Annotated in this window: 25 protein-coding genes and 1 pseudogene; 14 read left to right on the forward strand and 12 right to left on the reverse strand. The window is 59.5% G+C overall.

Features of this window, described 5'->3' with window-relative positions; all coding sequences use genetic code 11:
- The first annotated feature begins 6 nt into the window (after window positions 1-6).
- The gene (locus MUN80_RS07985; protein ID WP_244722011.1) at window positions 7-330 is read left to right on the forward strand and encodes a 2Fe-2S iron-sulfur cluster-binding protein; all 324 of its coding nucleotides are present in this window, start codon (window positions 7-9) and stop codon (window positions 328-330) included.
- Between the two features lie 10 nt (window positions 331-340).
- Here MUN80_RS07985 and MUN80_RS07990 read toward each other — a convergent pair whose 3' ends face one another.
- Window positions 341-1,537, reverse strand: a complete 1,197-nt coding sequence (locus MUN80_RS07990; protein ID WP_244722017.1) for a PAS domain-containing sensor histidine kinase — start codon at window positions 1,535-1,537, stop codon at window positions 341-343.
- Between the two features lie 279 nt (window positions 1,538-1,816).
- Between MUN80_RS07990 and MUN80_RS07995 the strand changes: the two genes are divergently transcribed.
- The 3 genes from MUN80_RS07995 to recO all read left to right on the forward strand — a co-directional run bounded on the left by MUN80_RS07995 (window position 1,817) and on the right by recO (window position 5,668).
- Window positions 1,817-2,437 (forward strand): thymidine kinase, encoded by a 621-nt coding sequence (locus MUN80_RS07995; RefSeq protein ID WP_244722020.1) that lies wholly within the window; start codon window positions 1,817-1,819, stop codon window positions 2,435-2,437.
- 59 nt (window positions 2,438-2,496) lie between these two features.
- Window positions 2,497-4,845 carry a type IX secretion system anionic LPS delivery protein PorZ gene (gene porZ, locus MUN80_RS08000; protein ID WP_244722023.1) on the forward strand — a complete coding sequence of 783 codons (2,349 nt, stop codon included), beginning with the start codon at window positions 2,497-2,499 and terminating at the stop codon, window positions 4,843-4,845.
- Between the two features lie 103 nt (window positions 4,846-4,948).
- Complete coding sequence (gene recO / locus MUN80_RS08005) at window positions 4,949-5,668, forward strand: DNA repair protein RecO (protein ID WP_244722026.1); 720 nt, start codon at window positions 4,949-4,951, stop codon at window positions 5,666-5,668.
- 92 nt (window positions 5,669-5,760) lie between these two features.
- On the opposite strand, the gene MUN80_RS08010 is transcribed toward recO, so the two are convergent.
- The 5 genes from MUN80_RS08010 to MUN80_RS08030 form a co-directional block, all read right to left on the reverse strand.
- Entirely contained in the window at window positions 5,761-6,240 is a 480-nt protein-coding gene (locus tag MUN80_RS08010) for an FKBP-type peptidyl-prolyl cis-trans isomerase (RefSeq protein ID WP_244722029.1), read from the reverse strand.
- 12 nt (window positions 6,241-6,252) lie between these two features.
- Window positions 6,253-6,804 carry an FKBP-type peptidyl-prolyl cis-trans isomerase gene (locus MUN80_RS08015; RefSeq protein WP_244722031.1) on the reverse strand — a complete coding sequence of 184 codons (552 nt, stop codon included), beginning with the start codon at window positions 6,802-6,804 and terminating at the stop codon, window positions 6,253-6,255.
- Between the two features lie 70 nt (window positions 6,805-6,874).
- Window positions 6,875-7,381 (reverse strand): FKBP-type peptidyl-prolyl cis-trans isomerase, encoded by a 507-nt coding sequence (locus tag MUN80_RS08020; RefSeq protein WP_244722033.1) that lies wholly within the window; start codon window positions 7,379-7,381, stop codon window positions 6,875-6,877.
- A 76-nt stretch (window positions 7,382-7,457) separates the two neighbouring features.
- Window positions 7,458-8,414, reverse strand: a complete 957-nt coding sequence (locus MUN80_RS08025; RefSeq protein ID WP_244722036.1) for an FKBP-type peptidyl-prolyl cis-trans isomerase — start codon at window positions 8,412-8,414, stop codon at window positions 7,458-7,460.
- Window positions 8,415-8,453: 39 nt separating this feature from the next.
- Window positions 8,454-9,497, reverse strand: a complete 1,044-nt coding sequence (locus tag MUN80_RS08030) for a DHH family phosphoesterase (RefSeq protein WP_244722038.1) — start codon at window positions 9,495-9,497, stop codon at window positions 8,454-8,456.
- A gap of 374 nt (window positions 9,498-9,871) precedes the next feature.
- Here MUN80_RS08030 and MUN80_RS08035 point away from each other — a divergent pair, with 374 nt between their 5' ends.
- On the forward strand, window positions 9,872-10,291 hold the full coding sequence (locus MUN80_RS08035) for a nucleoside-diphosphate kinase (RefSeq protein ID WP_244722040.1): 420 nt from the start codon (window positions 9,872-9,874) through the stop codon (window positions 10,289-10,291).
- Window positions 10,292-10,631: 340 nt separating this feature from the next.
- On the opposite strand, the gene MUN80_RS08040 is transcribed toward MUN80_RS08035, so the two are convergent.
- Window positions 10,632-11,921: a nucleoside permease gene (locus tag MUN80_RS08040; protein WP_244722043.1), complete on the reverse strand. Its 1,290-nt coding sequence runs from the start codon at window positions 11,919-11,921 to the stop codon at window positions 10,632-10,634.
- A gap of 380 nt (window positions 11,922-12,301) precedes the next feature.
- Here MUN80_RS08040 and MUN80_RS08045 point away from each other — a divergent pair, with 380 nt between their 5' ends.
- Genes MUN80_RS08045 through MUN80_RS08060 form a run of 4 tightly spaced genes read left to right on the forward strand, consistent with a single transcriptional unit; the run spans window position 12,302 to window position 14,151 of the window.
- Entirely contained in the window at window positions 12,302-12,868 is a 567-nt protein-coding gene (locus MUN80_RS08045; protein ID WP_244722045.1) for a hypothetical protein, read from the forward strand.
- Window positions 12,869-12,899: 31 nt separating this feature from the next.
- A complete protein-coding gene (locus MUN80_RS08050) occupies window positions 12,900-13,226 on the forward strand; it encodes a hypothetical protein (RefSeq protein ID WP_244722054.1) in 327 nt (108 codons plus the stop codon).
- Window positions 13,227-13,271: 45 nt separating this feature from the next.
- Window positions 13,272-13,862, forward strand: a complete 591-nt coding sequence (locus tag MUN80_RS08055; protein WP_244722056.1) for a hypothetical protein — start codon at window positions 13,272-13,274, stop codon at window positions 13,860-13,862.
- The gene (locus MUN80_RS08060; RefSeq protein WP_244722058.1) at window positions 13,846-14,151 is read left to right on the forward strand and encodes a winged helix-turn-helix domain-containing protein; all 306 of its coding nucleotides are present in this window, start codon (window positions 13,846-13,848) and stop codon (window positions 14,149-14,151) included. The genes MUN80_RS08055 and MUN80_RS08060 overlap by 17 nt, the downstream gene beginning before the upstream one ends.
- 78 nt (window positions 14,152-14,229) lie before the next feature.
- On the opposite strand, the gene MUN80_RS08065 is transcribed toward MUN80_RS08060, so the two are convergent.
- From MUN80_RS08065 to MUN80_RS08080, 4 genes are all read right to left on the reverse strand, one after another.
- Entirely contained in the window at window positions 14,230-14,838 is a 609-nt protein-coding gene (locus MUN80_RS08065) for a superoxide dismutase (RefSeq protein ID WP_244722060.1), read from the reverse strand.
- A 108-nt stretch (window positions 14,839-14,946) separates the two neighbouring features.
- A complete protein-coding gene (locus MUN80_RS08070; protein ID WP_244722062.1) occupies window positions 14,947-15,381 on the reverse strand; it encodes a nucleoside deaminase in 435 nt (144 codons plus the stop codon).
- 218 nt (window positions 15,382-15,599) lie between these two features.
- Window positions 15,600-16,169 carry a DUF1795 domain-containing protein gene (locus MUN80_RS08075; protein WP_244722064.1) on the reverse strand — a complete coding sequence of 190 codons (570 nt, stop codon included), beginning with the start codon at window positions 16,167-16,169 and terminating at the stop codon, window positions 15,600-15,602.
- Window positions 16,170-16,331: 162 nt separating this feature from the next.
- Entirely contained in the window at window positions 16,332-16,790 is a 459-nt protein-coding gene (locus tag MUN80_RS08080; protein WP_244722067.1) for a T9SS type A sorting domain-containing protein, read from the reverse strand.
- A 299-nt stretch (window positions 16,791-17,089) separates the two neighbouring features.
- Between MUN80_RS08080 and aspS the strand changes: the two genes are divergently transcribed.
- Window positions 17,090-18,853 (forward strand): aspartate--tRNA ligase, encoded by a 1,764-nt coding sequence (aspS, locus tag MUN80_RS08085; RefSeq protein ID WP_244722070.1) that lies wholly within the window; start codon window positions 17,090-17,092, stop codon window positions 18,851-18,853.
- Between the two features lie 72 nt (window positions 18,854-18,925).
- On the opposite strand, the gene MUN80_RS08090 is transcribed toward aspS, so the two are convergent.
- Window positions 18,926-19,960, reverse strand: coding sequence for a phytanoyl-CoA dioxygenase family protein (locus MUN80_RS08090; protein ID WP_244722073.1), 1,035 nt, complete (start codon window positions 19,958-19,960; stop codon window positions 18,926-18,928).
- Between the two features lie 207 nt (window positions 19,961-20,167).
- Between MUN80_RS08090 and MUN80_RS26180 the strand changes: the two are divergent.
- The 4 genes and pseudogenes from MUN80_RS26180 to MUN80_RS08105 all read left to right on the forward strand — a co-directional run.
- A pseudogene (locus MUN80_RS26180) lies at window positions 20,168-20,632 on the forward strand (ligand-binding sensor domain-containing protein); the annotation flags it as partial.
- Window positions 20,633-20,655: 23 nt separating this feature from the next.
- On the forward strand, window positions 20,656-23,241 hold the full coding sequence (locus MUN80_RS08095) for a sensor histidine kinase (RefSeq protein ID WP_244722076.1): 2,586 nt from the start codon (window positions 20,656-20,658) through the stop codon (window positions 23,239-23,241).
- 126 nt (window positions 23,242-23,367) lie between these two features.
- The gene (locus MUN80_RS08100; RefSeq protein ID WP_244722078.1) at window positions 23,368-24,024 is read left to right on the forward strand and encodes a response regulator; all 657 of its coding nucleotides are present in this window, start codon (window positions 23,368-23,370) and stop codon (window positions 24,022-24,024) included.
- A 435-nt stretch (window positions 24,025-24,459) separates the two neighbouring features.
- Window positions 24,460-25,254 (forward strand): 3'-5' exonuclease, encoded by a 795-nt coding sequence (locus tag MUN80_RS08105; protein ID WP_244722079.1) that lies wholly within the window; start codon window positions 24,460-24,462, stop codon window positions 25,252-25,254.
- Window positions 25,255-25,349: the final 95 nt, after the last annotated feature.

Genomic DNA, 25,349 nt, shown 5'->3' on the forward strand with positions numbered 1-25,349 from the left:
GCAAAGATGCCCACTCTAACCGTGCAAAACCTGTCTGGCGCCGTAGTTTCGGTGCCCACCGGCGCTACGCTACTCGTCGCTCTGCACGCCGCCGGCCACGACTGGATGCACGCCTGCGGGGCCAAAGGCCGCTGCACCACCTGCCGACTGGAAGTCACCGAAGGCCTGGAACTGCTTAGCCCGCCCACCGACGCGGAGCTGCGCTACCGCACGGCCGGCCGCCTGCTGCCTCACGAGCGCCTTACGTGCCAAACCCGTCTGCCTGCCGGCAGCGTAACCGGGCGCGTGCCCGAGGCCACGAAGCTGCCCCACCAGCACTACTCCGAGTAAGGTTGCTGGGTCAGGGAAGCTCGATAAAGAAAGTAGTTCCTTCGTGCTCAGTGCTTTCCAGCCAGATCTTGCCCCCGTGCAGTAACACAATCTGCTTGGTGATGAAAAGGCCTAGCCCGGTGGTGGCAGTGCCGTAAAGGCCCTCCCGCGCGGCCGTGCTGAACTTATCGAAGACCTGTCCCTGCAGCTCGGCCGGTATGCCCTGGCCGGTATCCTGCACCTGGATATGGACCTGGCCCTGCTGTTCCTGCAGCCTGACGTGAATGAGGCCTCCCCGGGGCGTAAATTTCAGGGCGTTGGTTAGTAGGTTGTCTAGTACGCGGCTAAACCGGCCGGGGTGAATATGGGCTTCTATTATTTCGGAAGGCAGCTCCAGTACTAGCTCAATGCCCTGCTGCTGGGCCACTACCCGGAACACCAGCAGGCGGGCGTCCAGGTAGTCGTTCATGTTGACGGGCTGCTTCTCCAGGCGTTTGGCGTCCAGCTCACCTAGGTAGAGCACGTCTTTGAGCAAGGCATTGGCGTCGGTGCAGGCCTGCTCAATCATGCTCAGAAAGGCCTTGGTTTCTTTCTGCGTGCTGGCCGGGCAGCTGCTTAGCAGGGTTTCGTCGCGCTGCAGCACCTCCACCAGCATCTGAATGTTGGTCAGCGGGTTTTTCAGATCGTGCGCAACCAGGTGCATAATGGTTTCCTGCGCGTCGTAAAGGCGCTTGAGGGTTGCCTCGGCCGCCTTCCGCTCCGAGATATTTTCTAGGGTGGTATACCCCATCAGGCCGGCTTCATCTTCAAACAGAATGGAGGTGACCCGACACCAGAACGAGGAACCGTCGGGGCGCACCAGGCAGGTTTCGAGTGAGAAGCTCGGCGTCTTGTGGTCCCAGAGGCGCTCTTGCAGCAGCTGCCAGTCGTAGCGGTGGTACGGATGCGCAAAATCCAGGATGTGCCGGCCTACCAGCGCATCGGTACTGTCTACGCCCAGCATACCGACCAGGGTGGCATTGGCCTGCCGGATGGTCAGGTCGGGCGCAATTATTTTCTGGCCTAGGGGCGAGTTCTCGAACACCGTGCGGAAGCGCTTCTGGCTTTGTGCGTGCTGCTCCCGTTGCTGCGTGAGTTCCTGGGCCGCGGCCTGGTGCTGGCGCAGCTGCTGAATTTCTTTCCGCAGGGCATTGATTTCTATTTCGGCAGAGTCACTGGGGCTAAACATGAGAGGGAGGAGTATCCATAAGGCGGTGGAAGCGGGATACTGCTGACAAGGTACGGCCCGGCAGCCAGTCGGTTCGGGACTTTCGGTTCAGTGGCCAAGAAGCCCGCTCACCCCGGCGCCTGGCTTGCACAAGACTGTTGAGTTATAAGCCGCTGATACTCTACGCAGTGATAAAAAGCCCGCTGCCGATCATTTGAGGCTCCGCCCTGAAACGCGTACTTTAGAGGTTCCAACTGGAGCCTGCCCGCCGGGTTTCGACCACCGACAACAGATAGCACCGTGTTTATAGAACCCCGCGTCGGCACGAGCCGCGATACGCCCCGCCGGGGCTGGATTGAAGTCGTTTGCGGCTCCATGTTTTCGGGCAAAACCGAAGAGCTCATCCGCCGCCTGAACCGGGCCAAGATTGCCCGCCAGCGCGTCGAGATCTTCAAGCCTGCCCTCGATACCCGCTACCACGAAAACGACGTGGTGTCGCACAATTCGAACAGCATCCGCTCCACCCCCGTCCCGATTGCCCAGGAAATGCTGCTCCTGGCCGGTGCCTGCGACGTGGTGGGCGTCGACGAAGCCCAGTTCTTCGACGAGTCCCTGGTGGAGGTCTGCACCCAGCTGGCCAACCGCGGCACCCGCGTCATCGTGGCCGGCCTCGACATGGATTTTATGGGTAAGCCCTTCGGTCCTATGCCCACGCTGATGGCCATTGCCGAGTTTGTCACCAAAGTCCACGCCGTGTGCGTGTGCTGCGGCGAGCTGGCCACCTATTCCTTCCGCATTGCCGCCTCCGACGACAAGATTCTGCTCGGGGAAACCGATTCGTACGAGGCCCGTTGCCGGGCCTGCTTCCTGGAAGGCATGAAGGAAAAAACCACCGAGCCCGCGTCGGCGGCCAAGCACTAATCCGCTCAGCTTGGCGTTATGCGCCTAACTCTATTCTTGTAGACTTTTTGTCTTTGCCAATGAATTATCTGTTACGCGCCCGCCGGTGGTCCGGTACCTTCTTCTTGTTCCTGCTGGCTATCAGTGGGGCCGTAGCGCAAAACACGGCCGGCTACGGCGATTGGCAGCTGTATCTGCCAAATAACCGGGCCAAGGCCCTGGCCGAAGCCGGCAACCGGGTTTACGTGGCTACGGAGGATGCTTTTTTCTTCTACGATAAAGAACTTAATACCACTCAGCTGCTTTCCAGTCGCGACGGGCTGCACGATGTGGGCGTCAGCACGCTGGGCTACGACCCAGTGACCAAGCAGGTGCTGGTGGTGTACCGCAACGGCAACCTGGATTTTATCACGGCCGACGGCGACATCCTCAACGTCAGTGATATTCAGCGCAAAACCATTGTCGGGGACAAAACCATTGCCCACATCAGCTTCAGCAGGGGGCGGGCCTACCTGAGCGCCGGTTTCGGCCTGGTCGTGGTGGATATGGCCAAGCGCGAAATCCGGGATACCTACAACAACATTGGGCCCAATGGTGCCCAAGTGAATGTGTATGCCACTACAGTGCTTGATAACACGCTGTTTGCGGCTACTTCCTCGGGACTGATGCGCGGACAGTTGACCGACAACCTGCTCGACTACCGGCGCTGGACCATTGATTTGCCCTCGGCCAGCGCCGCTACGGCCCGGTATCATACCCTGGCCACAGTTGGTAAATTCGTATACGCCGGTGTAGATGCCGGCAACCTGCTTTGCTACAACTGCAGCAGCAGCGCGCCCTGGCAGCCCGACTACAGCCTTTACGTGGGCGGCCGCTACCAGCAGCTTACCGCTTCGACGGCTGGTCTGTTGGCCGTCGGCGACGGGAAGGTGACGCTCATCAAATCGCCGGGCAATACCGAGCGCCTGCTCACGACCGAGCAGAGCCCGTCGCCGCAAGCCGTGCTGCAAAGTCCAACCGGGGATTTCTACGTGGCCGATTACGAGAATGGCCTAGTGAAGCTCTCGGCCAACAAGCAGGTGGAGAAATTCACGACCAATGCCCCGGCTTCCTCCCGCTCGTTCAGCGTGCTGGCCGACGCCCGCTCCAATACCGTGGATGTATTCAGCGGCGGCTACACCAGCGCCTACGTGCAGGAGGAATGGCTCGGGGGATTCTTTGAGTATAAAGATGGCCACTGGACCAATTTTACCAACCAGGGCTTCACCCCAACGCCAACGTTCCCAAAGTTCAAGGATATCACCCGCGGAGTGCGCACCAAGGATGGTACACTTTACATTGCTTCCTACGCCTACGGCTTACTGAAATGGAAAGGGCCCTGGGAATACGAGCAGTTTACTGAAGGTTCCCCGGGTTCCCCGCTAAGAAGCGCCATTCCCGGTAGTCTCGACTATGTTCGCATTACGGATCTGGCCAAGGATTCCAAAGAAAACGTGTGGGTTGTAAACCGGCATTCTGAGTTGCCCCGAGTATCGGGCTTGCACCAGTACCTGCCCGCCACGAACACGTGGAAGACCATGCCCTACCTCCCGGGATTCGAAGTGCTGGACCGTATCGTTGTGGATGACAACGATTATATCTGGGTTTCACAATCGCGCAAGGATGGTATTGGGCTGATTGCCTACGACCCAGTGGAGCAGAATAGCCGGTATTTTAATACCAGCAACAGCGAGTTGCCCGACAATGCTGTCTATGATATAGCCAAGGACCGCAAAGGCAATATCTGGGTGGCTACGGCGAAGGGTATTGCTCTCTTTACCGACCCCAGCACGGTGTTTTTGCCCACCAATGCCGGGAGTTTTCAGCAGCCCGTCATCCGGCGCGGCATCAGCAGCGGCTTCCGGGCGCTGCTCGGCGAAGTAGTAAAATGTGTGGCCGTAGACGGGGCCAACCGCAAGTGGTTTGGTACCGACCGGGGCCTGTGGCTCTTCAGCGAAGATGCCGATGAGGGGCTGCAGCATTTCACCACCGAAAACAGCCCGCTGCCTTCCAACGACATCGTGGACGTGGAAGTAAACGACAAAACCGGGGAAGTATTCGTCAGTACCACTGCCGGGCTGGTATCGTACCGCGGCTCGGCTTCCGTGACCGAGGGCAAGCCCGACTGCGCCAAAGTTTCGCCGAACCCGGTGCGCACCGACTTTACTGGGCAGGTTGGCATCAGCGGGCTGGCCAACAACGGCTTGGTCAAAATAACCGACGTGACGGGTAAGCTCGTGTACCAGACCAAGGCCAATGGCGGCACCGTCATCTGGAACCTGGCCGACTACAACGGCCGCAAGGTGCAGTCGGGCGTGTATCTGCTGCTGTCGTCCGATGCCGACGGCAAAAACGGCTGCATCAGCAAAATTGCCGTAGTGCAGAAATAAAGCCGGCCCGAGACTGGCCCGGGAGTTATCTGTTGCCCGGTGGTGTTGTATTTCTGCGCCGGCCAGATACGCTGGCTCTGCGCTGTTACCAGCCTTTTTGTTCATGCTGATCAAGACCCGGGGCATTGTCCTGAACTACATCAAGTACCGCGAAACGTCCATTATTGCCCGCATCTACACCGAGCGGCTGGGCTTGCAGACCTATATCATCAACGGCGTGCGTAAGGCTAAGCCGCCGGGCCGTATTGCCCTGTTTCAGCCTTTTACCCTGCTGGACTTGGTGGCTTATACTTCGCGGCAGGGTGGCATCACCCGCCTTTCCGAATACCGCTGTGCCCTGCCTTTTAGCACGCTGCCCTACGACGTGCACAAAAGCAGCGTGGTACTCTTTCTGTCGGAAGTAGTGAGCCGCACGCTGCTGGAGGAAGAGGAAAACGAGCCGCTGTTCCACTTCTTGCACGACTCCATCGTGCGCTTCGACCAGCAGCGGGACGGATACGAAAACTTTGCCCTGGTTTTTCTGCTGGAACTGGCCAGCTACCTGGGGTTCGGAGCCGAGTCGGGGGAGGAGATTACCAGCCAGGTGGCGTTTGCGTCGGCGGCCCCCGCTACGGCAGCTGGTTCCAGCCCTGCCGCCCTGCGCTTCCGCGAGTTCGATCAGTATTTCAACGAACTGCTTCAAACTCCCGAGCACTCAACCATTCCCAATGGCCGCATCCGGCGCGAACTGCTCGATGTGGTTATCCGCTACTACCAGCTTCACATCGAGAAGCTGGGCGACATTCGCTCCCTGGATATTCTCTCGGAAGTGCTGGCCGAGTAGTCTGCCTACCGGGCACTACGTCTTACCTACTGTCATCAAACAACAACGCCCACCGTTCTCCGGTGGGCGTTGTTGTTTGATGACAGTAGGTTTCAGTGGACTTTCACGACTTCCAGCTCAAACACCAAGTTGGTATTGGGCGGTATGGTAAACTGCGAATCGTCGTCCGGGTTGCGTACGCCCTGGGCGCCATAGGCCAGCGCAGCCGGAATCCAGACCCGGGCCCGACTGCCGGCGGGCAGCAGCAGCAGAATTTCGTCCCAGCCCGGAATTACCTCGCCCTTGCCCACGCGCAGCCGCAGTGGCCGGCCCTGGCTTACCGACGAGTCGAAAATGTGACCGTCGGGTAAAAAGCCGGTGTAGTGCACCAGCATTCGGTCACCCGCCTGGGCCTGGGCGCCGGTGCCGCGCTGGCGCACCGTGTAGCGCACCCCGCTGGCAGTTCGTTGGCTGAGTATAGTGTCGGCCAGTACCGTTGGGCGTGGGGCGGTGGTTTGCGCCTGGGCGGCCCGGCCCGAACTCAGCCCAAGCAGCACTGCGAAGGCAGCGAAAAAAAGCCAGATACTGCGCATGAGCCGGTTGGCTTACTGCACCTGCTTGATTTCCATGTAGAACTGCAGCGGCTCATCCGGCGGGATGCTGTTGCCGGGGTAGGGCCCGTAGGCCAGATAGGAGGGGATAAACACCTGCTTTTTGTCGCCGGGTTTCATCAGCTTCAGCGCTTCTTCCCAGCCCCGGATAACCTGGCCCTGACCCACCGTTACTTCGGTACACTCGCACAGGGTGCGGTTGCCGTACGACTTGTCGAATACGACGTTTTCGTTTTCTTCCCGGAGGTAGCTGCCGATGTACTTCACCTGTACCTTGTTGCCGGCCTTAATCAGCTCACCCGCCCCATCCTCCAGCTTCACCAGATACAGCCCCGACTCGGTGCGCTGATAGTTGCTGCTGCTGATGTTGTGACGAGTAAAATACGCCTGAATCAAGGCATCGTCTATCTTCCGGTATTCCTCTTCGTGAGCCTTGGCTGCCTTGATGGCGTCGGTATCCTTGTTGCAGGAAGCCAGGAGCAGGGGAGCGGCCAGCAGCCACAACGCCAGGCGCGTGACTATCGAGCGGGGAAACATCTTTTTCATCTCGTTGTGCTTGTTCTCTGGTACTAAAAAATGCTGGGTATGCTTTTAAAGGGCGGGCCCGGACATGGTATTACTTCACATCCACGAGCTCCACGTCGAAGCGCAGCACAGTGTTCGGCGGAATTGAGCTGCCGGCGCCGCGCGCACCGTACGCCAGCCGCGACGGAATCAACAGGATTGCCTTGCTGCCTTTGGTCATCAAGGCAATACCCTCGTCCCACCCCGTAATCACCTGCCGGGCCCCCAGCACAAAGCTGAAGGGCGCACCGCCGTGTTTGGAGGAAGCATCGAAAACGGTGCCATCCAGCCGCGTGCCCGTGTATAACACGGAGACTGTTTGGGCCGCTTTGGGTTGCACGCCGGTCGTTTTATTTGTGGGCACAAAATACAGGCCGGAGCTCTGGCGCTGCGCATCCGTCAGCTTGTTATCGGCCACGTACTGCTTGATGATTTCCTCATCAATCTGCGTGTAGTCTTTTTCGTCTTCCTTTTTACAGGCCGACACCAAGCTCAGGGTGCTCACCAGTCCCAGTAGCACGGGGCGGGTCAGCGAACGGAAGGAAAAACGGTATAGCATAAGCCCAGTAATCAAAAAAGCCGCCGCGCCCGGCCCCAGGGCGCAAGCACGGCGGCTCGGGTATGAGGGACGTTCCTTATTTGATGTCCACGAGTTCAACGTCGAAGCGCAGGGGAGCGTCGGCCGGAATGTCGGCACCAGCGCCGCGCTGCCCGTAGGCCAGCGACGAGGGAATCAGCAGGGTTGCCTTGGTGCCCTTATTGAGCAGGCCAATGCCCTTATCCCAGCCCGGAATTACCTGGCCTACGCCCAAGGGAAACTCGATTGGCTTGTTGCCCATCTTCTCTGACGAGTCAAATACTTTGCCGTCGAGCAGGCTGCCTTTGTACAGTACCGAAACGGTTTGGCCCGGCGTGGGCTTAGCACCGGTGCCGGCCTTGGTTACCACGTAGTACACGCCCGAGGGGTCTTTCTGCGCGGTCAGGTTGTTTTTCTTGATGTATTCCTGCAGAATCACGTCGTCCTTCTTGAGCTGCTGCTCAGCGTAGGCCATCATCTTCTTCTGCTGCTCTTCCATCTCCGTCTGCTGAGCTGCTTTGGCCTCGTCTTCGGTCTGCAGCTTATCAGCCTTCACGTACATGCTCATCGTGTTGCCAGCCTTCTTCATGAACGGGGGCACGGGCTGCTTAAATGACTTGGCGAAGATGGTGTCCACATTGAAGCGGAACACGGCCGAGTCACCGGGCTGCAATAAAGCCAGGGCTTCTTCGATGCCACCCTTGGTGGTTACTTCCTGCAGCTTGATGCGCATCGGAATGCCCTGATTCTGCTTACGGGAGTTGAACAATACCGAGTCCTTGGCCGTGCGGTATTCCACGTTCAGCGCCAGAATCTTGCCCAGCCGGTCTTTGTACGTGGCGTCGCCCTCGGCACCTACCGATTTGTCGCTGTACTTGCCGCCTTCACTTTTGAAGATCTTATACTCGATGCCAGACTTGGTCTTGGTGAAATCACCGCCGCCCTTGTTACAGGAGGCCAGGCCCAGAACGCCGGCAGCGAGGGCCAGGCTCAGAAAATTGCGTTGAAAAGACATGAAAAAGGAAGGGTTGGAAAAAGTATATTTTGAGGCAAGTTACACCGAAGGGGGCGCAACTGCCAAAGGCGCCGTCACGAGCTGGGTCTGGTACTGGGGCAGCAGCTCCAGAAAGCGCTGTACCGTGGGTTCCAGGGGATCGTGGCTGATGCCGCCGGCCGCGTTGTGGTGGCCGCCGCCGTTGAAATTCTTGCGCGCAAACTCATTGACGGAGAAGTCGCCCACCGAGCGGAAGGAAATCTTCACGGCCTGACCCCGGTCGATGAGCACGGCGGCAAACACGACGCCCTCAATGCTAAGTGCGAAGTTCACGAGGCCCTCGGTGTCACCGGTTTTGGACTGGTACTGGCGCAGCTCGTCCTGGGTAATGGCAATGTAGGCTGTGTTGTATTCGCGCAGCACCGTGAGCTTGTCCTTGAGCACGAAGCCCAGAAAGCGCAGGCGCATTTCGGAGTGCGAGTCGTAGATGCGGCGGTGCACCGACGAGAGGTCGATGCCGGCGTTGAGCAGCTCGGCAATGATGAGGTGCACGTTGCGCGAGGTGCTGGGATGGCGAAATGAGCCCGTGTCGGTCATGATGCCGGCGTACAGGCTCTCGCCGATACCGACGTCAATCATGTCCTGGTCGCCCAGGTCCCGGATTACTTCAAACACCAGCTCGGCCGTCGCGGCGGCTTTGGGGTTCGAGAAGTCGAGGTCGGCAAACTGCTCGGGCTCCAGGTGGTGGTCGATGAGGACCTTGGTGCCGGGCGCTGTGCGGATGTACTCGCCCATCTCGTTGATGCGGCCGAGGCAGCTGAAGTCGAGGCAGAACAGGACTTCGGCCGTGCCGATAATCTCGCGGACCTGCGCGTCGTTCTGCCGGGCATCGTACACCACTACTTCGTCGTTGCCGGGCATCCACGACAGGAAGCTGGGGTAGTCGGAAGGCGTGACGACGGTGACCTGGTGGCCCTTTTTGCGGAGGTAGCCCGCCAAGCCCAACGAGGAGCCAAGAGCGTCGGCGTCGGGTTTGTGGTGCGTGGTGATGAAAATCTGCCGGGGCTGCGCGAGCAGCTCCTTCAGTTCGCTGATAGTGGACATTGCCTACTGATAGGTGGCTGAAATTCGGTGGTTTAGGCCGGAAGCAAGGCGGCAAAAGTCGGAAATATTCCGCAGATAATCGCCGATGACCTAACAATGCTTGCCGGGCTTTGGGTTCGCACAAAGGTAACCTACAGGCTGCTAATCCGTAGGGCGCCCCGGTAGAGGAGCTTCAGAAAGGCCAAATAGGCTGCGCAAACCGCTAATTCGGGGTGCGAACTGGGCGCAAGAAAAGTGGACCGGGCGGATTGGCGAGGTCGTTATTTGCGGAGTATTGTATTGAACTGACCAGATTCGGCTACTTTTGCGGCCACAATCTGCCCCGGCCGATAAACGCCTGATTTTAACTTTCAACTTTATAAAACTTCTCCCGAATGGCAACTAACCGCACGTTCACGATGATTAAGCCCGACGCGGTGCAGGACAACCACATTGGTGGCATCCTGCAGATGATCGAAGAGGGTGGCTTCCGCATCGTTTCTCTGAAAAAAGTACAGCTGACCGCCGAGCGCGCCGGTGAATTCTACGCCGTGCACAAGGAGCGCCCCTTCTACGGCGACCTGGTAAAGTACATGTCGTCGGGTCCCATCGTGGCTGCCATCCTGGAGAAGGACAACGCCGTAGCCGACTTCCGCACCCTGATTGGCGCTACCAACCCCACCCAGGCTGCTGAAGGCACCATCCGGAAGAAATACGCCAAGAGCATCGAAGCCAACGCCGTGCACGGTTCGGACTCCGACGAGAATGCCCAGATCGAAGGCGACTTTTACTTCGCTGCCGACGAGCAGTTCTAAGCGGCAGATTATTTTTTAGCAAAAACCCGCCTTGCTGCGTGCAGGGCGGGTTTTTTCGTGTGCTATTGATATGCTTTTTTTATACCAAACACATACTTTTTTTAAACCAAGTTATGGTCTGAAAGCAGTGCGCAGAGAAGTAACGGTTTGATTTTAAGCAAGTAAGAAGGAAAATGGCATTGCTGGGCCCATCGGAGTGAAAAAACGAAGCAGGCCAACAGTGCAGATTTTGGTTTCCACACGGCGAAGCTTTTACCGCGTAAAAGGCCCGCTTATAAAGCAGAAAGCTCCTGAGCGCAGCGCCCAGGAGCTTTCCAAGTTTGGCATTTGCCGAAGCAGCTTATGCCTGCTCGACGGACAGAAGAGGCTCAGCGTGTTCGGTATTGGATACCGCTTCCGGGTCATGCTTGTGCTTAAATAGCACCACAAACAATGCCGCAATAACCAAGGCGTAGGCGGCGAAGGCTAGCCAGATGCCGTGCCAGTTCTTGCTCTGATCGGCGTAAGTGAAGTAACGCTCGATAACCACGCCGCTCACCAGGCTACCCAGCACCGCGCCAAAGCCGTTGGTCATCATCATAAATAGGCCCTGGGCGCTGGCCCGGATAGACGGGGCCGTCTGCGTTTCGACGAAGAGGGAACCGGAGATGTTGAAGAAGTCGAAGGCCATGCCGTACACGATGCAGGACAGCACAATCAGCCAGATGCCGGGGTTATCGGGCGTGCCGTAGGCTAGCAGGCCGAAGCGCAGTACCCAGGCAATCATGCTGAACAGCATCACCTGCTTGATACCAAAGCGGCGCAGGAAGAAGGGAATAGCCAGGATGAAGAGCGTCTCGGAAACCTGCGAGATGGACATGATGATGGCCGGATACTTCACCGCAAACGTGTTCTGGTAGGCCGGGTTCTGGTCGAAATCGTGCAGGAACGTGTCGCCGTAGGCGTTAGTAAGCTGCAGGGCAGCCCCCAGGAGGAGGGCAAACAGGAAGAAGGTCAGCATCTTGGTGTCACGCAGCAGGGCAAACGACTTCAAACCTAGCACGTCGACCAAGGAACGGCTCGGGGTATCTTTGGCCGTAGGCGGGCACTTAGGCAGCGTGAAAGAGTAGATTCCGAGCAGAATAGCGGCACCGGCCGCCACGTAGAACTGGTTGGCCGACTTTTCGAAGCCCAGCAAGCTCACCGTCCACATGGCCACGATGAAACCGATAGTACCCCAGACCCGGATGGGCGGGTAGTCCTTCACTACATCCAGGCCCTCACGCTTCAGCACCGAATACGATACGGCAATGGACAGGGCCAGCGTGGGCATGTAGAAAATCATGTTCAGCAGCATCACCCAGAACATGGTGCCAGGGTCGGTGACCAGTGGGACGGTGAACAGCACGATGCCGCCCAGGATGTGCAGGGCCCCGTAGAGCTTCTCGGCATTCACCCACTTATCGGCCACAATGCCCATCAGGGAGGGCATGAAGATGGACGCAATGCCCATCGTGGAAAAGATGGCGCCGAACTGTGCACCCGACCATTGCTTGGTCTGAAACCAGTACGCGCCAATGGTTATCAGCCACGAGCCCCAGATAAAAAACTGTAAGAAGCTCAGGATAGTGAGACGCAACTTCGTACTCATGCAATTCAATTGAAAAAGGGAGGGAGGGAATTTTTGCTCCTAAATATACAAGATTTCCGCCCCAGGAAATTTGAGCCCGGGGTTTGGTCAGGCTGGTAGAAAGCGCGCCCTCAGGCTACTGCCGCGGTGCGCCACCGTACGCAAACCACCTACTACCAAGGCGAGGTCGGAGCCAGCCCGAAGCCGGCAGCGTGGTGAGGGATGGTATCCGACTCGGAAGCCGATAAAAGCTCAACAGAAAGTCAGCTAGTAGGACCGGATAAAATAGCGGCTGAAAAAAAGTTTGTGTTGTGATGTAGTTTATATTGTAAACTAGTTTATGTTTGCATCGTTCAAGCACATAATTACAATCACCTCCACAACCTCAACCCGTTACCGCTATGTCGACCTCCACTACTTTCGCTCCTGTTTCTTCTGCCGCCGCTGGTCAGCCCTTGCCCATCACGCCCCAGGAACTGACCACCAACGCTATTGACTACCTGCTCTGGGGCACGGCCCTGGGTTCGGCGGCCCTGGTGCAGGCCGTAGCTCCGAGCCTGCAGGGGTTGCCTTTCCAGGTGGCCATTGCCGGAGCCGGCCTCTCGGCTTTTGCCTTCCACTTTTACCGCGGCTACCGGCTGCCCGCCCGCTCGGGGCAGGGTGAGGCCGTGCGCCTGCTGCGCCTGGCTACCTGGGTGGTGCTGGCCGTGCTGCCGGCCCTGGTGCCCAAGCTGGGCTGGGCCACGGTGCTGCCGCTAATGCTGTTCGCCATTGGTACCCGCACGTTCGTGGCCGGCGGCATTCTGCAGCTGCGCACCCTGATTTTTGGCGGGGCCGCGGCGTGGGTGTTCGGCTCGTTGGCGTTGCGCTTCCAGGCGCCCACCGACCAGATGCTGCTCTTGCTGGCCGCTGCCGCCACTGCTTTGCTCGTGCCTGGTGCCGTGCTGCGCGCTGCTGCCCGCCGTTAGGTCCTTGGTTATACATCCAGCACCTACTGCCATGCTGCCCGCTTCTTTCCTTGCTGACTTTTCGTTGGAAAACCGCCTGCCTTTTCGCCTTGGTGTTATTCTTCCTGCTCTGGCGGCAATTGTGCTGGCTGTGGCAAGCACGCTGGCGTGGGAGCTCCTAAGCTTCGGCGGAGCGGCGCTGCTCGGGAGCCTGGTCCTGATTTTCACCCTGGGCCTCGTGCTGGGCCGGGCGCTAAGCCGGCCGGCACACCGTAGGGCGCAGCCAGTGTTGCCGGTTGCCCCGAAGCACCGGCCCGTTCGCCCGGCTTACTATCAGCCCCAGGAAATTCGCTGTAATCCATTTTTCGAGCTACTCTAGCCCGCTTCTCTGTAGTTTTGCTTCTGCTTTTTTGCTTGCCCCTTCATGGACACCACTGATAAACCGCTGACCGGACCGGAAAGCCTGCACCTGATTCAGCAAATGATTCAGGCTGCCAAAGAGGATTTGAGCGACAACTCGTTCGACTTTCTGTTCTGGGGCTGGCTGGTGCTGGCGGCCGCGCTAGGCAACTACGTGCTGCTGCTGGCCGGGTACGAACGGCCCTGGTTGCCTTGGGTGACGATGCCGCTGGGCAGCGTCGTGGTCGGGATTTATCATTACCGGCAGGAAAAGCGCCGCAAAGTGCATACGCCCGTCGGCGACTTCTTGGGCTTTTTCTGGGCGGGGATGTGCGTGCTGCTCGTCATGTTCGTGGGTATTGGAATGGTGCAGGGCTGGCAAAAAGCGTATCCGCTGCTGATTGCCTTATATGGCTTGGGAACATTTGTATCGGGTGGGGTGCTGCGTTTCCGGCCGCTGGTGTACGGTGGGGCCGCGTGCTGGCTTTTAGCCACGGTAGCTTTTATGGTACCGTTTCAGACGCAGTTGCTACTGCTTTGCGCAGCCGTCGTGGTGGCCTATATTATTCCCGGGCATCTGCTCAAAGCTCGTTTCCGTCGTGGCCGCGCCGTTTGAGGACCTCGACCCGCTGCTGCATTCCCAGCTCCGGTTGGCGGTGATGTCGCTCTTGCTGAGCGTGCGGGAGGCCGAATTCACCTTTCTGAAGGAAAAAACCGGGGCCACTGCCGGCAACCTGAGCGTGCAGATCGGCAAGCTCAAGGATGCCGGCTACCTGACCATGACCAAGGAATTTAGCGGTAGCTACCCGCTCACGCGCTGCGCCATCACGCCCCAGGGTGTGGCCGCCTTCGAGGCCTACGTGCAGTCGTTGCAGCGCTACCTCAAGCCTCCGGATTCGGTATAAAGCCGGAATGTATGTCGTATAAAAAAGCCCGCCCCAGAAATTGGAGCGGGCTTTTTTGTTGGGTCGGAACCGAAAAGCTTAGCTGGCTTCGGCGAAGCGGCGGTTTACCTCATCCCAATTGATGGCATTGTAGAAGGCGGCAATGTAGTCGGGGCGACGGTTCTGGTACTTCAGGTAGTAGGCGTGCTCCCACACGTCGAGGCCCAGCACCGGGGTGCCTTTGCAGCCGGTGTCGGGCATCAGCGGGTTGTCCTGGTTGGGCGTCGAGCAGATCTGCACCGAGCCGTCAGCCTGCTTGCACAGCCACGCCCAGCCCGAGCCGAAGCGCGTAGTGGCGGCTTTGGTGAATTCTTCCTTGAACTTGTCGTAGCTACCGAAAGCCGTGGTAATGGCTTCGCCGATGGCACCGGTAGGCTCACCACCGCCATTGGGGCCCAGGATGGTCCAGAACAGGGAGTGGTTCCAGTGGCCACCACCGTTGTTGCGCACCGCAGCCGGAGCCGAGGCAATGTTGTGCATCAGCTCTTCCAGCGACTTCCCTTCCAGGTCGGTGCCGGCAATAGCGTTGTTGAGGTTGGTAACGTAAGCCTGGTGGTGCTTGGTGTGGTGGATTTCCATCGTCTGCGCGTCGATTTGGGGTTCCAGCGCGTCGTAGGCGTAAGGCAGTTGGGGCAGTTCGAAAGCCATAAGAAAGGGTGTTGAGTTGAATGGATGGATGGTGGAAGAGGTCAGGAGAGTAACTCCGATGTCCCCGATATGGTTATGGTCCGGTAACCGGGCGCGGCCAAAAGTAGATTATTTACGGCGTTGTGCGAAAAACTCCCGCATGAGTCCGGCGGCTTCCTCGCCCAGTACGCCCGCTACCAACTCGGTACGTGGGTGCAGAAGGTTGCCGTGCCGCCGGAAACCGCGTTTTTCCTCGGGCGCCCCGTACACCACGCGCTTCACCTGAGCCCAAAAACTGGCCCCGGCGCACATCACGCAGGGTTCCACGGTAACGTAAAGCGTGCACTCGGCCAGGTACTTGTTGCCCACGTAATTGGCCGCCGCCGTCAGGGCCAGCATTTCGGCGTGGGCCGTCACGTCGCGCAGCTTCTCGGTCTGGTTATAGGCCCGGGCAATGATCTGCTTATCCATTACTACCACGGCCCCAATCGGAATTTCCTCTTCCTGCAGGGCGTAGCGCGCCTGCTTCAGCGCCTCGCGCATGTAGTGCTCGTCGGAAAACATGGGTTTGATGTGCTCAGGTGCTAAGGTGGAGAATGTGGGAGAATGTGTCCTTGCAAGGCACGAAGCCATCCGTGCTCTGCGAAGGTAGGCACGTTCTTGTACCACAAAGCCCTTTCCCGTACGCAACGAGAAAGGGCTTTTCACTTTGGGACACTCCGTACATTGCAGAGGACGGATTGCCACGGCTCCGCTCGCAAGGACACAGGAGCATTAGCACATTAATTCTTCACCGTAATCGTCTGCATTAGGGCCTGGGCCGTGGGGCGCCACTGGGGCTGCTCGTCGGCGGGGCAGTTGAAGGTGAAGACCAGCAGCTGGTCGCCCTGAATGGCATACTGCACGAACTGGTAGCGCCGGATAGGAGCCAGGTTGCTGCCGCGCTTGTTGTCGGCTACCGACGAGACGAACTCAAAGGCAATAAAGTCGCGCTTATTGACGGTGCGAATGTCCTCGGACAGAAACTCGACCTTGGAGTACATATTCTGAATGCTGGACTTGTAGATTTTCAGCAGCAGGCCGTAGTCCCGGTCGGTGAAAGTGGTAGGCTTTTGGGCCACGCTCAGATCCACGCGGCCACTGGGGTTGGTAAACACGGCCAGCGGCCGGCGCGCGGCGGGGTATTTGGCCGCAATACCATCATCGGGCAGAGTTGTGAAGCCGTCGGGCACCCCGATGGTAATGTTTTTACCGACGGAGGTCTTGGTGAGTTTGGGGCCGGCAAAGGCCGTGAGCAGCCCGACGACCAGCAGCAGGGCCGCCAGGCGCCCCAGGAAAGCGGATGTTTTCATAAGAGTGCAGCAAGGTAGCCCACTGGCCGCAAAGGGAACAGTAGGGTCGTAAACTTCAGGGTAAAACGCGCAAAGAGCCCAGCCTCGTTCCGGCCGCCGGGCCAAATAAAACGCCTCCGGAACCAGAACGATTTCGGAGGCGAAAAAAGGCATTAGCGGGGATTAACGACGCTTTTTGGTCGATACTGGCGCCGACGGATACTTGATGCGGACTTTCTTCCAGTACACGTAGTTGCCCGTCTTGGCTTCTATCATGTACGTGCCGGCCGGAATGCGGCCCAGGTCGACCGGCGCGCCGGTGTTGTTGGCCGGGTCCAGCTCGGTAGTGTAAATCGGCTTGTTCTTGTAGTCGGTCATGACCAGCGTGCCGGGCTTGGTAAACTGCTGGGTGAAGCTGAGCATAATCGTTTGCCCGCCCGAAGCCGGGAATACGTCGATGCCCGACAGGGTTTCTACCCGCTTAATGGGGCCGTTCAGGGTTACGGGCTCGGCATCGGCTTCGGTCTTGGTTTTAACCGAGGCGCCGGTTTCCGATTTCGACTTGGTTTTAACTTTCGTCTGGGCCTGGGCCGCAGAGAACGTAAATAGGGCAGCGGCGGCGAGAAGAACGGTACGTTTCATATGCAGATGGAGGGAAGAAAGCGCTGTAGCAGTGTCGGGAAGGCGCATTGCAGAATCCGGGCCAATTTTATGGGATGGTAGTGAGCCCGGGGGCCTGCGCCACGAAGGTAGCACGGTTAGCCTTGTTGTGACCATTAGAGCTGCCGTGAATTCTAACGAAAAGTGTACCCGAACCGTGTGCCGCCTGGGTCCGGCTGGCAAATTCGGCGGCATTGCCGGGTATATGTGGCGCACGCGCCCATGAATCCTATCTTTGCGCCGGCCCGCGCGCTTCTTTCAATCCAGAATACCCTTCGACTATGCTCCGTACGCACACTTGCGGCGAACTTCGCCCCGACCATATTGGCCAAACCGTAACCCTGACCGGCTGGGTACAGCGCACCCGCGACAAGGGCGGCATCCTCTGGATTGACCTGCGCGACCGCTACGGCCTGACCCAGCTGGCCCTGGAAGAAGGCGTCGAAACCGAAGAGGTGCGGGCCCAGGCCCGGGAACTGGGCCGCGAATACGTGCTTAGCGTGACGGGCCGCGTGGCTGAGCGCCACTCCAAAAACGACAAAATGCCAACCGGCGGCATCGAAATTCGGGTGGAGAAGCTGGAGGTGCTCAACCCGGCCAAGCTGCCGCCCTTCCTGATTGAGGACGAAACCGACGGCGGCGACGACCTGCGGATGAAGTACCGCTACCTCGACTTGCGTCGCAATACCGTGCGCAACAACCTGATGCTGCGCCACCGCGTGGCTCAAGCCACCCGCCGCTTCCTCGACGGCCAGCAGTTTATTGAAGTAGAAACCCCCGTGCTGATTAAAAGCACGCCCGAAGGGGCCCGCGACTTTGTGGTGCCCTCACGCATGAACCCCGGCGAGTTCTACGCCCTGCCCCAGTCGCCCCAGACGTTTAAGCAGCTGCTGATGGTGTCGGGCTTCGACCGGTACTTCCAGATCGTGAAGTGCTTCCGCGACGAAGACCTGCGCGCCGACCGTCAGCCGGAGTTCACCCAGATTGACTGCGAAATGTCGTTTGTGACTCAGGAGGATATTCTGAACACCTTCGAGGGCCTGGTGCAGTACCTGTTCAAGGAAGTGAAAGGCCTGGAAATCGGGGAGCTGCCCCGCATGACCTACGCCGATGCCATGCGCTACTATGGCAACGACAAGCCCGACACCCGCTTCGAAATGAAGTTTGTGGAGCTCAACGACGTGGTGAAAGGCCAGGGCTTCCCGGTGTTCGACGCGGCCGGCCTCGTGGTGGGCATCAACGCGCACAACTCGGCCATGTACACCCGCAAGCAGCTCGACGAGCTGACCGAGTTTGTGAAGAAGCCCCAGGTGGGTGCTACCGGCCTGGTGTACGCCCGCGTGGAGCAAGACGGCAACGTGAAGTCGTCGGTGGACAAGTTCTACTCCCAGGACGAGCTGCAGAAGTGGAAAGCCGCTTTCAACGCCCAGCCCGGCGACTTGCTGCTGATTTTGGCCGGGGAGCCCAACAAAACCCGCAAGGCTCTGAGCGAACTGCGCCTAGAAATGGGCCAGCGCATGGGCCTGCGCGACAAAGACGTGTTTTCGCCGCTGTGGGTCGTGGACTTTCCGCTGCTGGAGTACATCGAGGAGGAAGGCCGCTACTTCGCCATGCACCACCCCTTCACTTCGCCTAAGCCCGAGGACGTGGCCCTGCTCGACAACCCCGACACCATCGGCGAGGTGCGGGCCAATGCCTACGATATGGTCATCAACGGCGTGGAAGTGGGCGGCGGCTCTATCCGCATTCACGACCGGGCCGTGCAGGCCCGCATGTTCAGTTTGCTGGGCTTCTCGGATGAAGAAGCCAAGGCCCAGTTCGGCTTCCTGCTCGACGCCTTCGAGTACGGCGCCCCGCCCCACGGTGGCATTGCCTTCGGCTTCGACCGGCTTTGCAGCCTCTTCGGTGGCGCCGACTCCATCCGGGACTTCATTGCCTTCCCCAAAAACAACTCCGGCCGCGACGTCATGATTGACTCGCCCTCGCCCATTTCCGGCGCCCAACTCAAGGAGTTGAGCATTGCCACGGCGGTGGAGAAGAAGTAGGTTTTGAGAATTAACTTAACAGAAGCGGCACCTGAAGGATCAGGTGCCGCTTCTGCTTTTAAAGCAGGTTTTTTATACCCACTCCATATTCTCCCGAAACTCCACCGGGTACATATTCAGATACTGCACAATGCGCGGGTACGTGCCGCGGTTGGGGCTGCTGCCGTGGGGCAGTAAGTGGTGCCAGATGACGAAGTCGCCGGCCTGGGCGGCAATGGGCACAGCCTGGGCGTCGAGGTTTACTCGGCGCGGGTCGGTGCCGGCGGGCAGGTTAGCCAGCCAGGTATCGAGGTGGCGGTGAAAGCCGGGGACGCAGCAGAAGGCACCCTGCTCGGCGGGTGTGTCGCAGAGGTAGAGCAGGCCCTGGGTGCCGAAGTGAAAGGGCGGCTGCAAACTCACGTCCCAGTGCAGGTGCGGACCCTGGAAGGGGAACACCTCGGTAACGGGTGGGTTGAAGCTGGTGCGGTCGGTGGTGGTCCACAGGTCGGGAGTTTGCCAGAGCTGGGCAAAGGCTTTCTGAATCCGCAGCACTTGCCGGTTGGCGCTCAGCGTTGGGTGGTGGTAGAAATCCATCATGATGCCTTTGCCAATGGGTTTCTGGTACCAGGATGCTGGGTTATCGGGCTCCATACCCAGGGCCTCCCACACGGCCAGCTCGGTGGCCCGGGCCTGCTCCCGCGGAATAGCCTGACGCACCACCACGTAGCCGTGCTCGTCCCAGAAGCGCAAGTCGTCGGTGCTGAGCACAGCGGGGTAGGCCTCTATTTGCTGCAGATGAGCGCGCAGGGCGGGGCCGTAGGGCTGGCCGCAGAAAATGCTGTTCAGCCGCTCCACCTGCTCAGGCCGAAGCTGGCCCTCGTTCCTGGTGAGAATCCACTGCTCAAACTCGTCGAAAGAGGCAGCCGTTTGAAGCAGATACTGCGTGGTTTCTTCCAGCGGCAACCCCAGTCCGTTGAGCAGCAGGTTATCGAAGCGCCAGTCCTGCTCGGTGAGCTCTACGTGGTGGCCGGCCCGTTTGGCCTGCATGTGAAACCAAAAACGCTTGACGTGGCGGACGCCCAACCGGCCGGTTTCCGCGGAACTGATTTGGAGTAGGGATTCAGGCATATACGGTGCGCGAACTAGCTAGCAGAAGATAGAAGTAGAGGATAAGGCAAGGTACCGAAATGCCGGAATCGAAAAAACGGAGTTCGGGGCGGGTTGTCCACTTTCCCAGAACCAGCCGGTAATTGGGCGGACGCAGGGAAATACCTAGGTTGCAGCCCGAACTGGTGGCGGCGCTGTTGCGGTCGGTTCGGGCTTAAGTTCTTTCCTATGACTTACCTGTTTGCCGCGTGGCGGCGGCTGGGGCTGCTCGGGCTACTGGTTAGCCTGGTGGTACCGGTGCGCGCCCAAACCTCTTCCGCCCTGACCTTTCATACCCTGACGGCCACCCAGGGTTTGTCGGAGAATAGCGTGTACAGCATTGTGCAGGACCAGCAGGGCTTCCTCTGGTTTGGCACCCAGGATGGGTTGAGCCGCTACGATGGAGTAGAGTTTCGGGTGTTTCGCAACGACCCTCAGCGCGCGGGCAGCCTGAGCAGCAACTTCATCTTGTCGTTGGCCGAGGATAAGCAGGGGCAGCTCTGGGTAGGCACCGGTGGGGGCGGACTGTGCCGCTACAACCCCGTGACGGGCCGTTTTCGCACCTTCGAGTACGAGCCTAATGACGTAAATGGCCTGGCCGACAACTTTGTGCGGGTGGTCTACTGCGACCAGCAAGGCCAGGTGTGGGCCGGTACAGAAGGGGGCTGCACCGCTTCGTGCCCACCAAAAACCACTTCCAGCGTTTTGCCCACGCGGCGACCTTTCCCGAAAATCTGCGCCGTAACTCCGTGCGGGCCATTACCCAGTCGGCTGCCGGCGGGCTATGGGTCGGGACTGGGGAAGGCCGTATCAGCCAACTCAATCCTGGCACGGGCCACCTCGAAGCCGACCCGCGCTGGGCTGCCACCAGCGCCATTACGACCCTGCAGCCCGATGCGCAGGGCGGCCTGTGGGTGGGCACCGAAACCGACGGCCTCTGGTACTTGCCCGCTACCGGCAATCGGCAGCGCGTTGGTCAGCACTCCGCTCAAGGGCCCGGGGAAGCCATCCGGGCCCTGTTTCTCGACCAGCAGCAGCACGTCTGGATTGGTACCAACAAAGGCCTGGTGCGTTACCAGCCGGGCCCGAAAACCTTCACCAGCTACCAGCACCAGCGCGGTGTGGCTCACTCCCTGCCCGACAACGTGGTGCTCTCCGTGTTTCAGGACCGCTCAGGTCTGCTCTGGACTGGCACCGAGGGCGGCATCAGCAGCTTCGAGGCGCGGCCCAGCGCGTTTTTGGCCTACCCCGGCCTGGCTGGCAACCCCAACGGACCAGTATGGGCCGTGGCCGAAGATGCCAGCGGCGTAGTATGGGTGGGCACCGAAAGGATGGGCCTGGTCAGTTACAACCCCGCCACCGGCCAGCGTCGGCAGTTTCGGCACGACCCCCGGAACCCCGGCAGCCTGAGCGAGGATTTCGTGCGGGCCGTGTGCGTCGACCGGCAGGGGCGGCTGTGGGTGGGCACCCAAAGCCAGGGCCTCGACTGCCTGGAGCCCGGGGCCTCCCGTTTCGTGCACTACCGCCACAACCCCGCGGTGAAAACCAGCATCAGCGAGGATTTTATCCGCACCATTTACGAGGACCCCGGCGGCCGGCTGTGGGTAGGCACCGAGGGCGGACTGAACCGCTTCGAGCCGACCCAAAATGGCTTTATCACCTTCCGCAATGTGCCTAACGACTCGCATAGCCTCAGCAACAACTTCGTGCGCGTGGTGCACCAGGACCGCACCGGTTTCATCTGGGTGGGTACCGGAGGGGGCGGGCTGTGCCGCTATAATCCCGCCACGGGGCAGTTTTCGGCTTTTCACACCGACGACCGGAACCCGCGCAGCCTGAGTAGCAACTTCGTGCGCTCCATCCTGGAAGACCACCGCGGCCAGCTCTGGGTGGGTACCGAAGGCGGCGGCCTCTGCCGCGTCGACGATGCCGGGCGGGGCGTGTTTACCACCTTCCGGGAACCCCAGGGGTTGCCCAACGACGTGGTATATGGCATCCTGGAAGATGCCCGGCACCACCTGTGGCTTTCCACTAATAAGGGCCTGGCCCGCTTTACGCCGGCCAGCGGGCAGTTCTACACCTTCGATACCCGCGACGGGCTGCCTTTCGACGAGTTTAACGCCGGCGGTTACTACGCCAGTCCCACCGGGCGAATGTACTTCGGCGGGGTAGAGGGGTTGGTCAGCTTCAACCCGGCCGCGGTACTCACCAACTCCGTGCCGCCGCCGGTGGTGCTCACTGGCTTCCGCAAGTTCAACCAGCTCGTAGAGCTCGATACCAGTATCAGTGTGCGCCGCCGCATCGTGCTGGCTCCGAGCGACTATTTTTTCTCCCTGGAGTTTGCGGCCCTCAACTTCCGTCTGCCGGAGAAAAACCGCTATGCTTACCGGCTCGAAAACTTCGACCCGGGCTGGGTGCAGGCCGGCACCAAGCGCGAGGCTACCTATACCAACCTCGACCCCGGGACCTACACCTTCCGGGTGCGGGCCACCAACAACGACGGAATCTGGAATGCACGGGGTACGGCTCTGACCATTGTGGTGCAGCCCCACTGGTACGGCACCTGGTGGTTTCGGATTCTGGTTAGCTGGGTGCTGTTCGGACTGCTGTTTTTGGCTTACCGCCTGCGGGTGCGCCAGTTGCTGGCCCTGGAGCGGGTGCGCCACAATATTGCCCGCGACCTGCACGACGATATGGGCTCCACGCTCAGCAGCATTTCCATTCTGAGTCAGATTGCCCGCACCCACCAGCACAATCAGCGCACCGAGCAGGCCACCGCCCTGCTCGACCAGATTGGCGACAGTTCGCGCCGTATGCTGGATGCCATGGACGACATCGTCTGGACCATTAACCCGGCCCACGACTCGATGGAAGACGTGGTGGCCCGCATGCGCAGTTTTGCCTCCGACGTGCTCGAAGCCCGCGGCATCGACTTCACCTTCCGCGCCGACCCGTCGGTGACGGGACTGCGCCTGAACATGCGGGCCCGGCGGGAGTTTTTCCTGCTGTTCAAGGAAGCCGTAAATAACCTAGCCAAGTACGCCCAGTGCAATCAGGCCGCTATTTCGCTCACCTACGAGCACCACCGCCTGCTGCTCACGGTGCAAGACGACGGCGTGGGCTTCGACCCCAGTGCCCCGGCCCAGGGTGGTGGCAACGGCCTGACCAACATGCGCAGCCGGGCCGCCGCCATGAAGGGGGCACTCGACATTCAGACTGCACCCGGCCAGGGTACCGTGTTACGCCTGAGCGTGCCGCTATAGGGTTGATTTATAGCAGTAAAAAGAACGATGTGCCGCTGCCAAAAGGTTGCTCACATTATTATGTAGGCTCAACCAGGACCGTGAGCCCCGTATCTTTGCCATCACCAAATTCACTAGTCGCACTGCATGGAAACTCCCACCCGCGTCCTGATTTACGAAGACAATTCTGACCTGCGGGCCAGTCTGAGTCAGCTGCTCGCCGGCTCACCGGGCTTGGAGCTGGTGGGGGCGCTGGGCAATTGCACCCAGGCCACAACCGACGTAGCCCGCCTCACGCCCGACGTCATCCTGATGGACATCGACATGCCCGGCATTAACGGAATTGAGGGCCTGAAGCGCATCAAAAAGGCCTCGCCCCAGGTGAATGTTGTGATGCTGACCGTGTTTGAGGACAACGACCGGGTGTTTGAGGCCATCTGCGCCGGCGCCGACGGCTACCTGCTCAAAAAGACGCCCCCCGTAAAGCTGCTCGACGCCATCGGGGAGGTGCGGCTCGGGGGCGCCCCCATGACGCCTGCCATTGCCCGGCAGGTACTGCGCCTGTTTCCGCGCACCAAGCCTCCGGTTGCTACCGCTACCGATGAGTCGCCGGCCAACTTGAGTGCCCGGGAGCAGGAAATTCTGGGGCTGCTAGTGGAAGGCTACAGCTACAAGATGATTGCCGCCGACCGGGGCATCAGTATCGATACGGTTCGGTCCCACATCAAGAAAATCTACGAGAAGCTGCATGTGCGCTCTATGACCGAGGCCGTGTCGAAAGCCCTGCGCCAGGGCCTGACCTAGGCCCGTAGAGGTCAGGCTACTCACATAATCATGTGATTGACGAGTAAGCCGGAAAGCACCATCTTGGATACGACCAATGGCTCTGCCGAATCCGTCATGCAGCGGGCAAGCAGAGTCGTTGGCTCTTTCTCTCCCTAAATTGTCGGAAGCCATGCCAAAATCACACCGCCAAGCGTTGCTCGTGTTGTTGGGTCTCTGGCTTAGAGGCCGCCCGGCCCTGGCTTGAACGGCAGGCTCCGCGCCTTGCCCACCGGCTTCCGGCATCCGCCGCCCGATTTCCGGTCTCACACCGCCGGAGGTCGGGCGGCGTAGTTTTACAGCCTTCCCACTAGGTAGGCAGATTGTCTTTGCCTGCTGGAGCCGGCATATTTTTAAGACGATTCTTGCGTCCGGCGGTTATCTTCGGTATTCAAATACTGGTTGGAGCGCTTTGCTATGCAGATTTTACGCAATATTTCCCTGGAGCAGGTGTTCGTTCTCGACATCGAAACCGTCCCGTGCGTAGGCTGCCACGATGAGCTGAATGACATGCTGCGGCTGCTGTGGGAGCATAAGTGCCACGCACTGCGCCGCGAAAAAGGCTGGAGCTCGACTCGCGCCGACGTGGAGGAAATGCCTTCTCAACTCGAAGCGGCGTCCTTGTTTGAGCAGGCCGGTATCTATGCTGAATTTGGCCGGGTGGTGTGCATTTCGGTAGGTTGCTTCACGTTCGACAAACAGGAGGAGCAGTGGCGTTTCCGGGTGAAAAGCTTTGCCGACCACGATGAGGTAACTATGCTGCGCGAGTTCTCGATGCTACTGGCGCGTAAGCCCAATTATATGCTGTGCGCCCACAATGGCAAGGAATTCGACTTTCCCTACCTGGGCCGCCGTTTGCTTATCAACGGGCTGCCGCTGCCGCCCCAGCTCGATATTGCCGGCAAGAAACCCTGGGAAATTAACCACCTCGACACAATGGAGCTCTGGAAGTTCGGCGACCGGAAATCCTACACGTCCCTGTCGTTGCTGGCGGCCATGTTCAACATCCCGACGCCTAAGGACGATATTACCGGTGCCGACGTGGCCCGGGTGTACTACACCGACAACGATTTGCCGCGCATCGTGCACTACTGCCAGAAGGACATCATCACCACGGCCCGGCTGTTGCAGAAGTTTCGCGGCGAAACACCCTTTCCCGACGAGGCCGTCATTTACGCCGACGCGGTTAGCGCCGTGATGAAACGCGTGTAGCGTCCGGCCCGATTTTGCTGCTCGGCTTCTCTGGCGGCCAGTCTCTGCACGCAGGGACTGGCCACTTGCTTTTTAGGCATATGCGTGTGGAAATA

This window comes from Hymenobacter cellulosivorans, assembly GCF_022919135.1.
GTDB classification, from domain to species: Bacteria; Bacteroidota; Bacteroidia; order Cytophagales; family Hymenobacteraceae; genus Hymenobacter; species Hymenobacter cellulosivorans.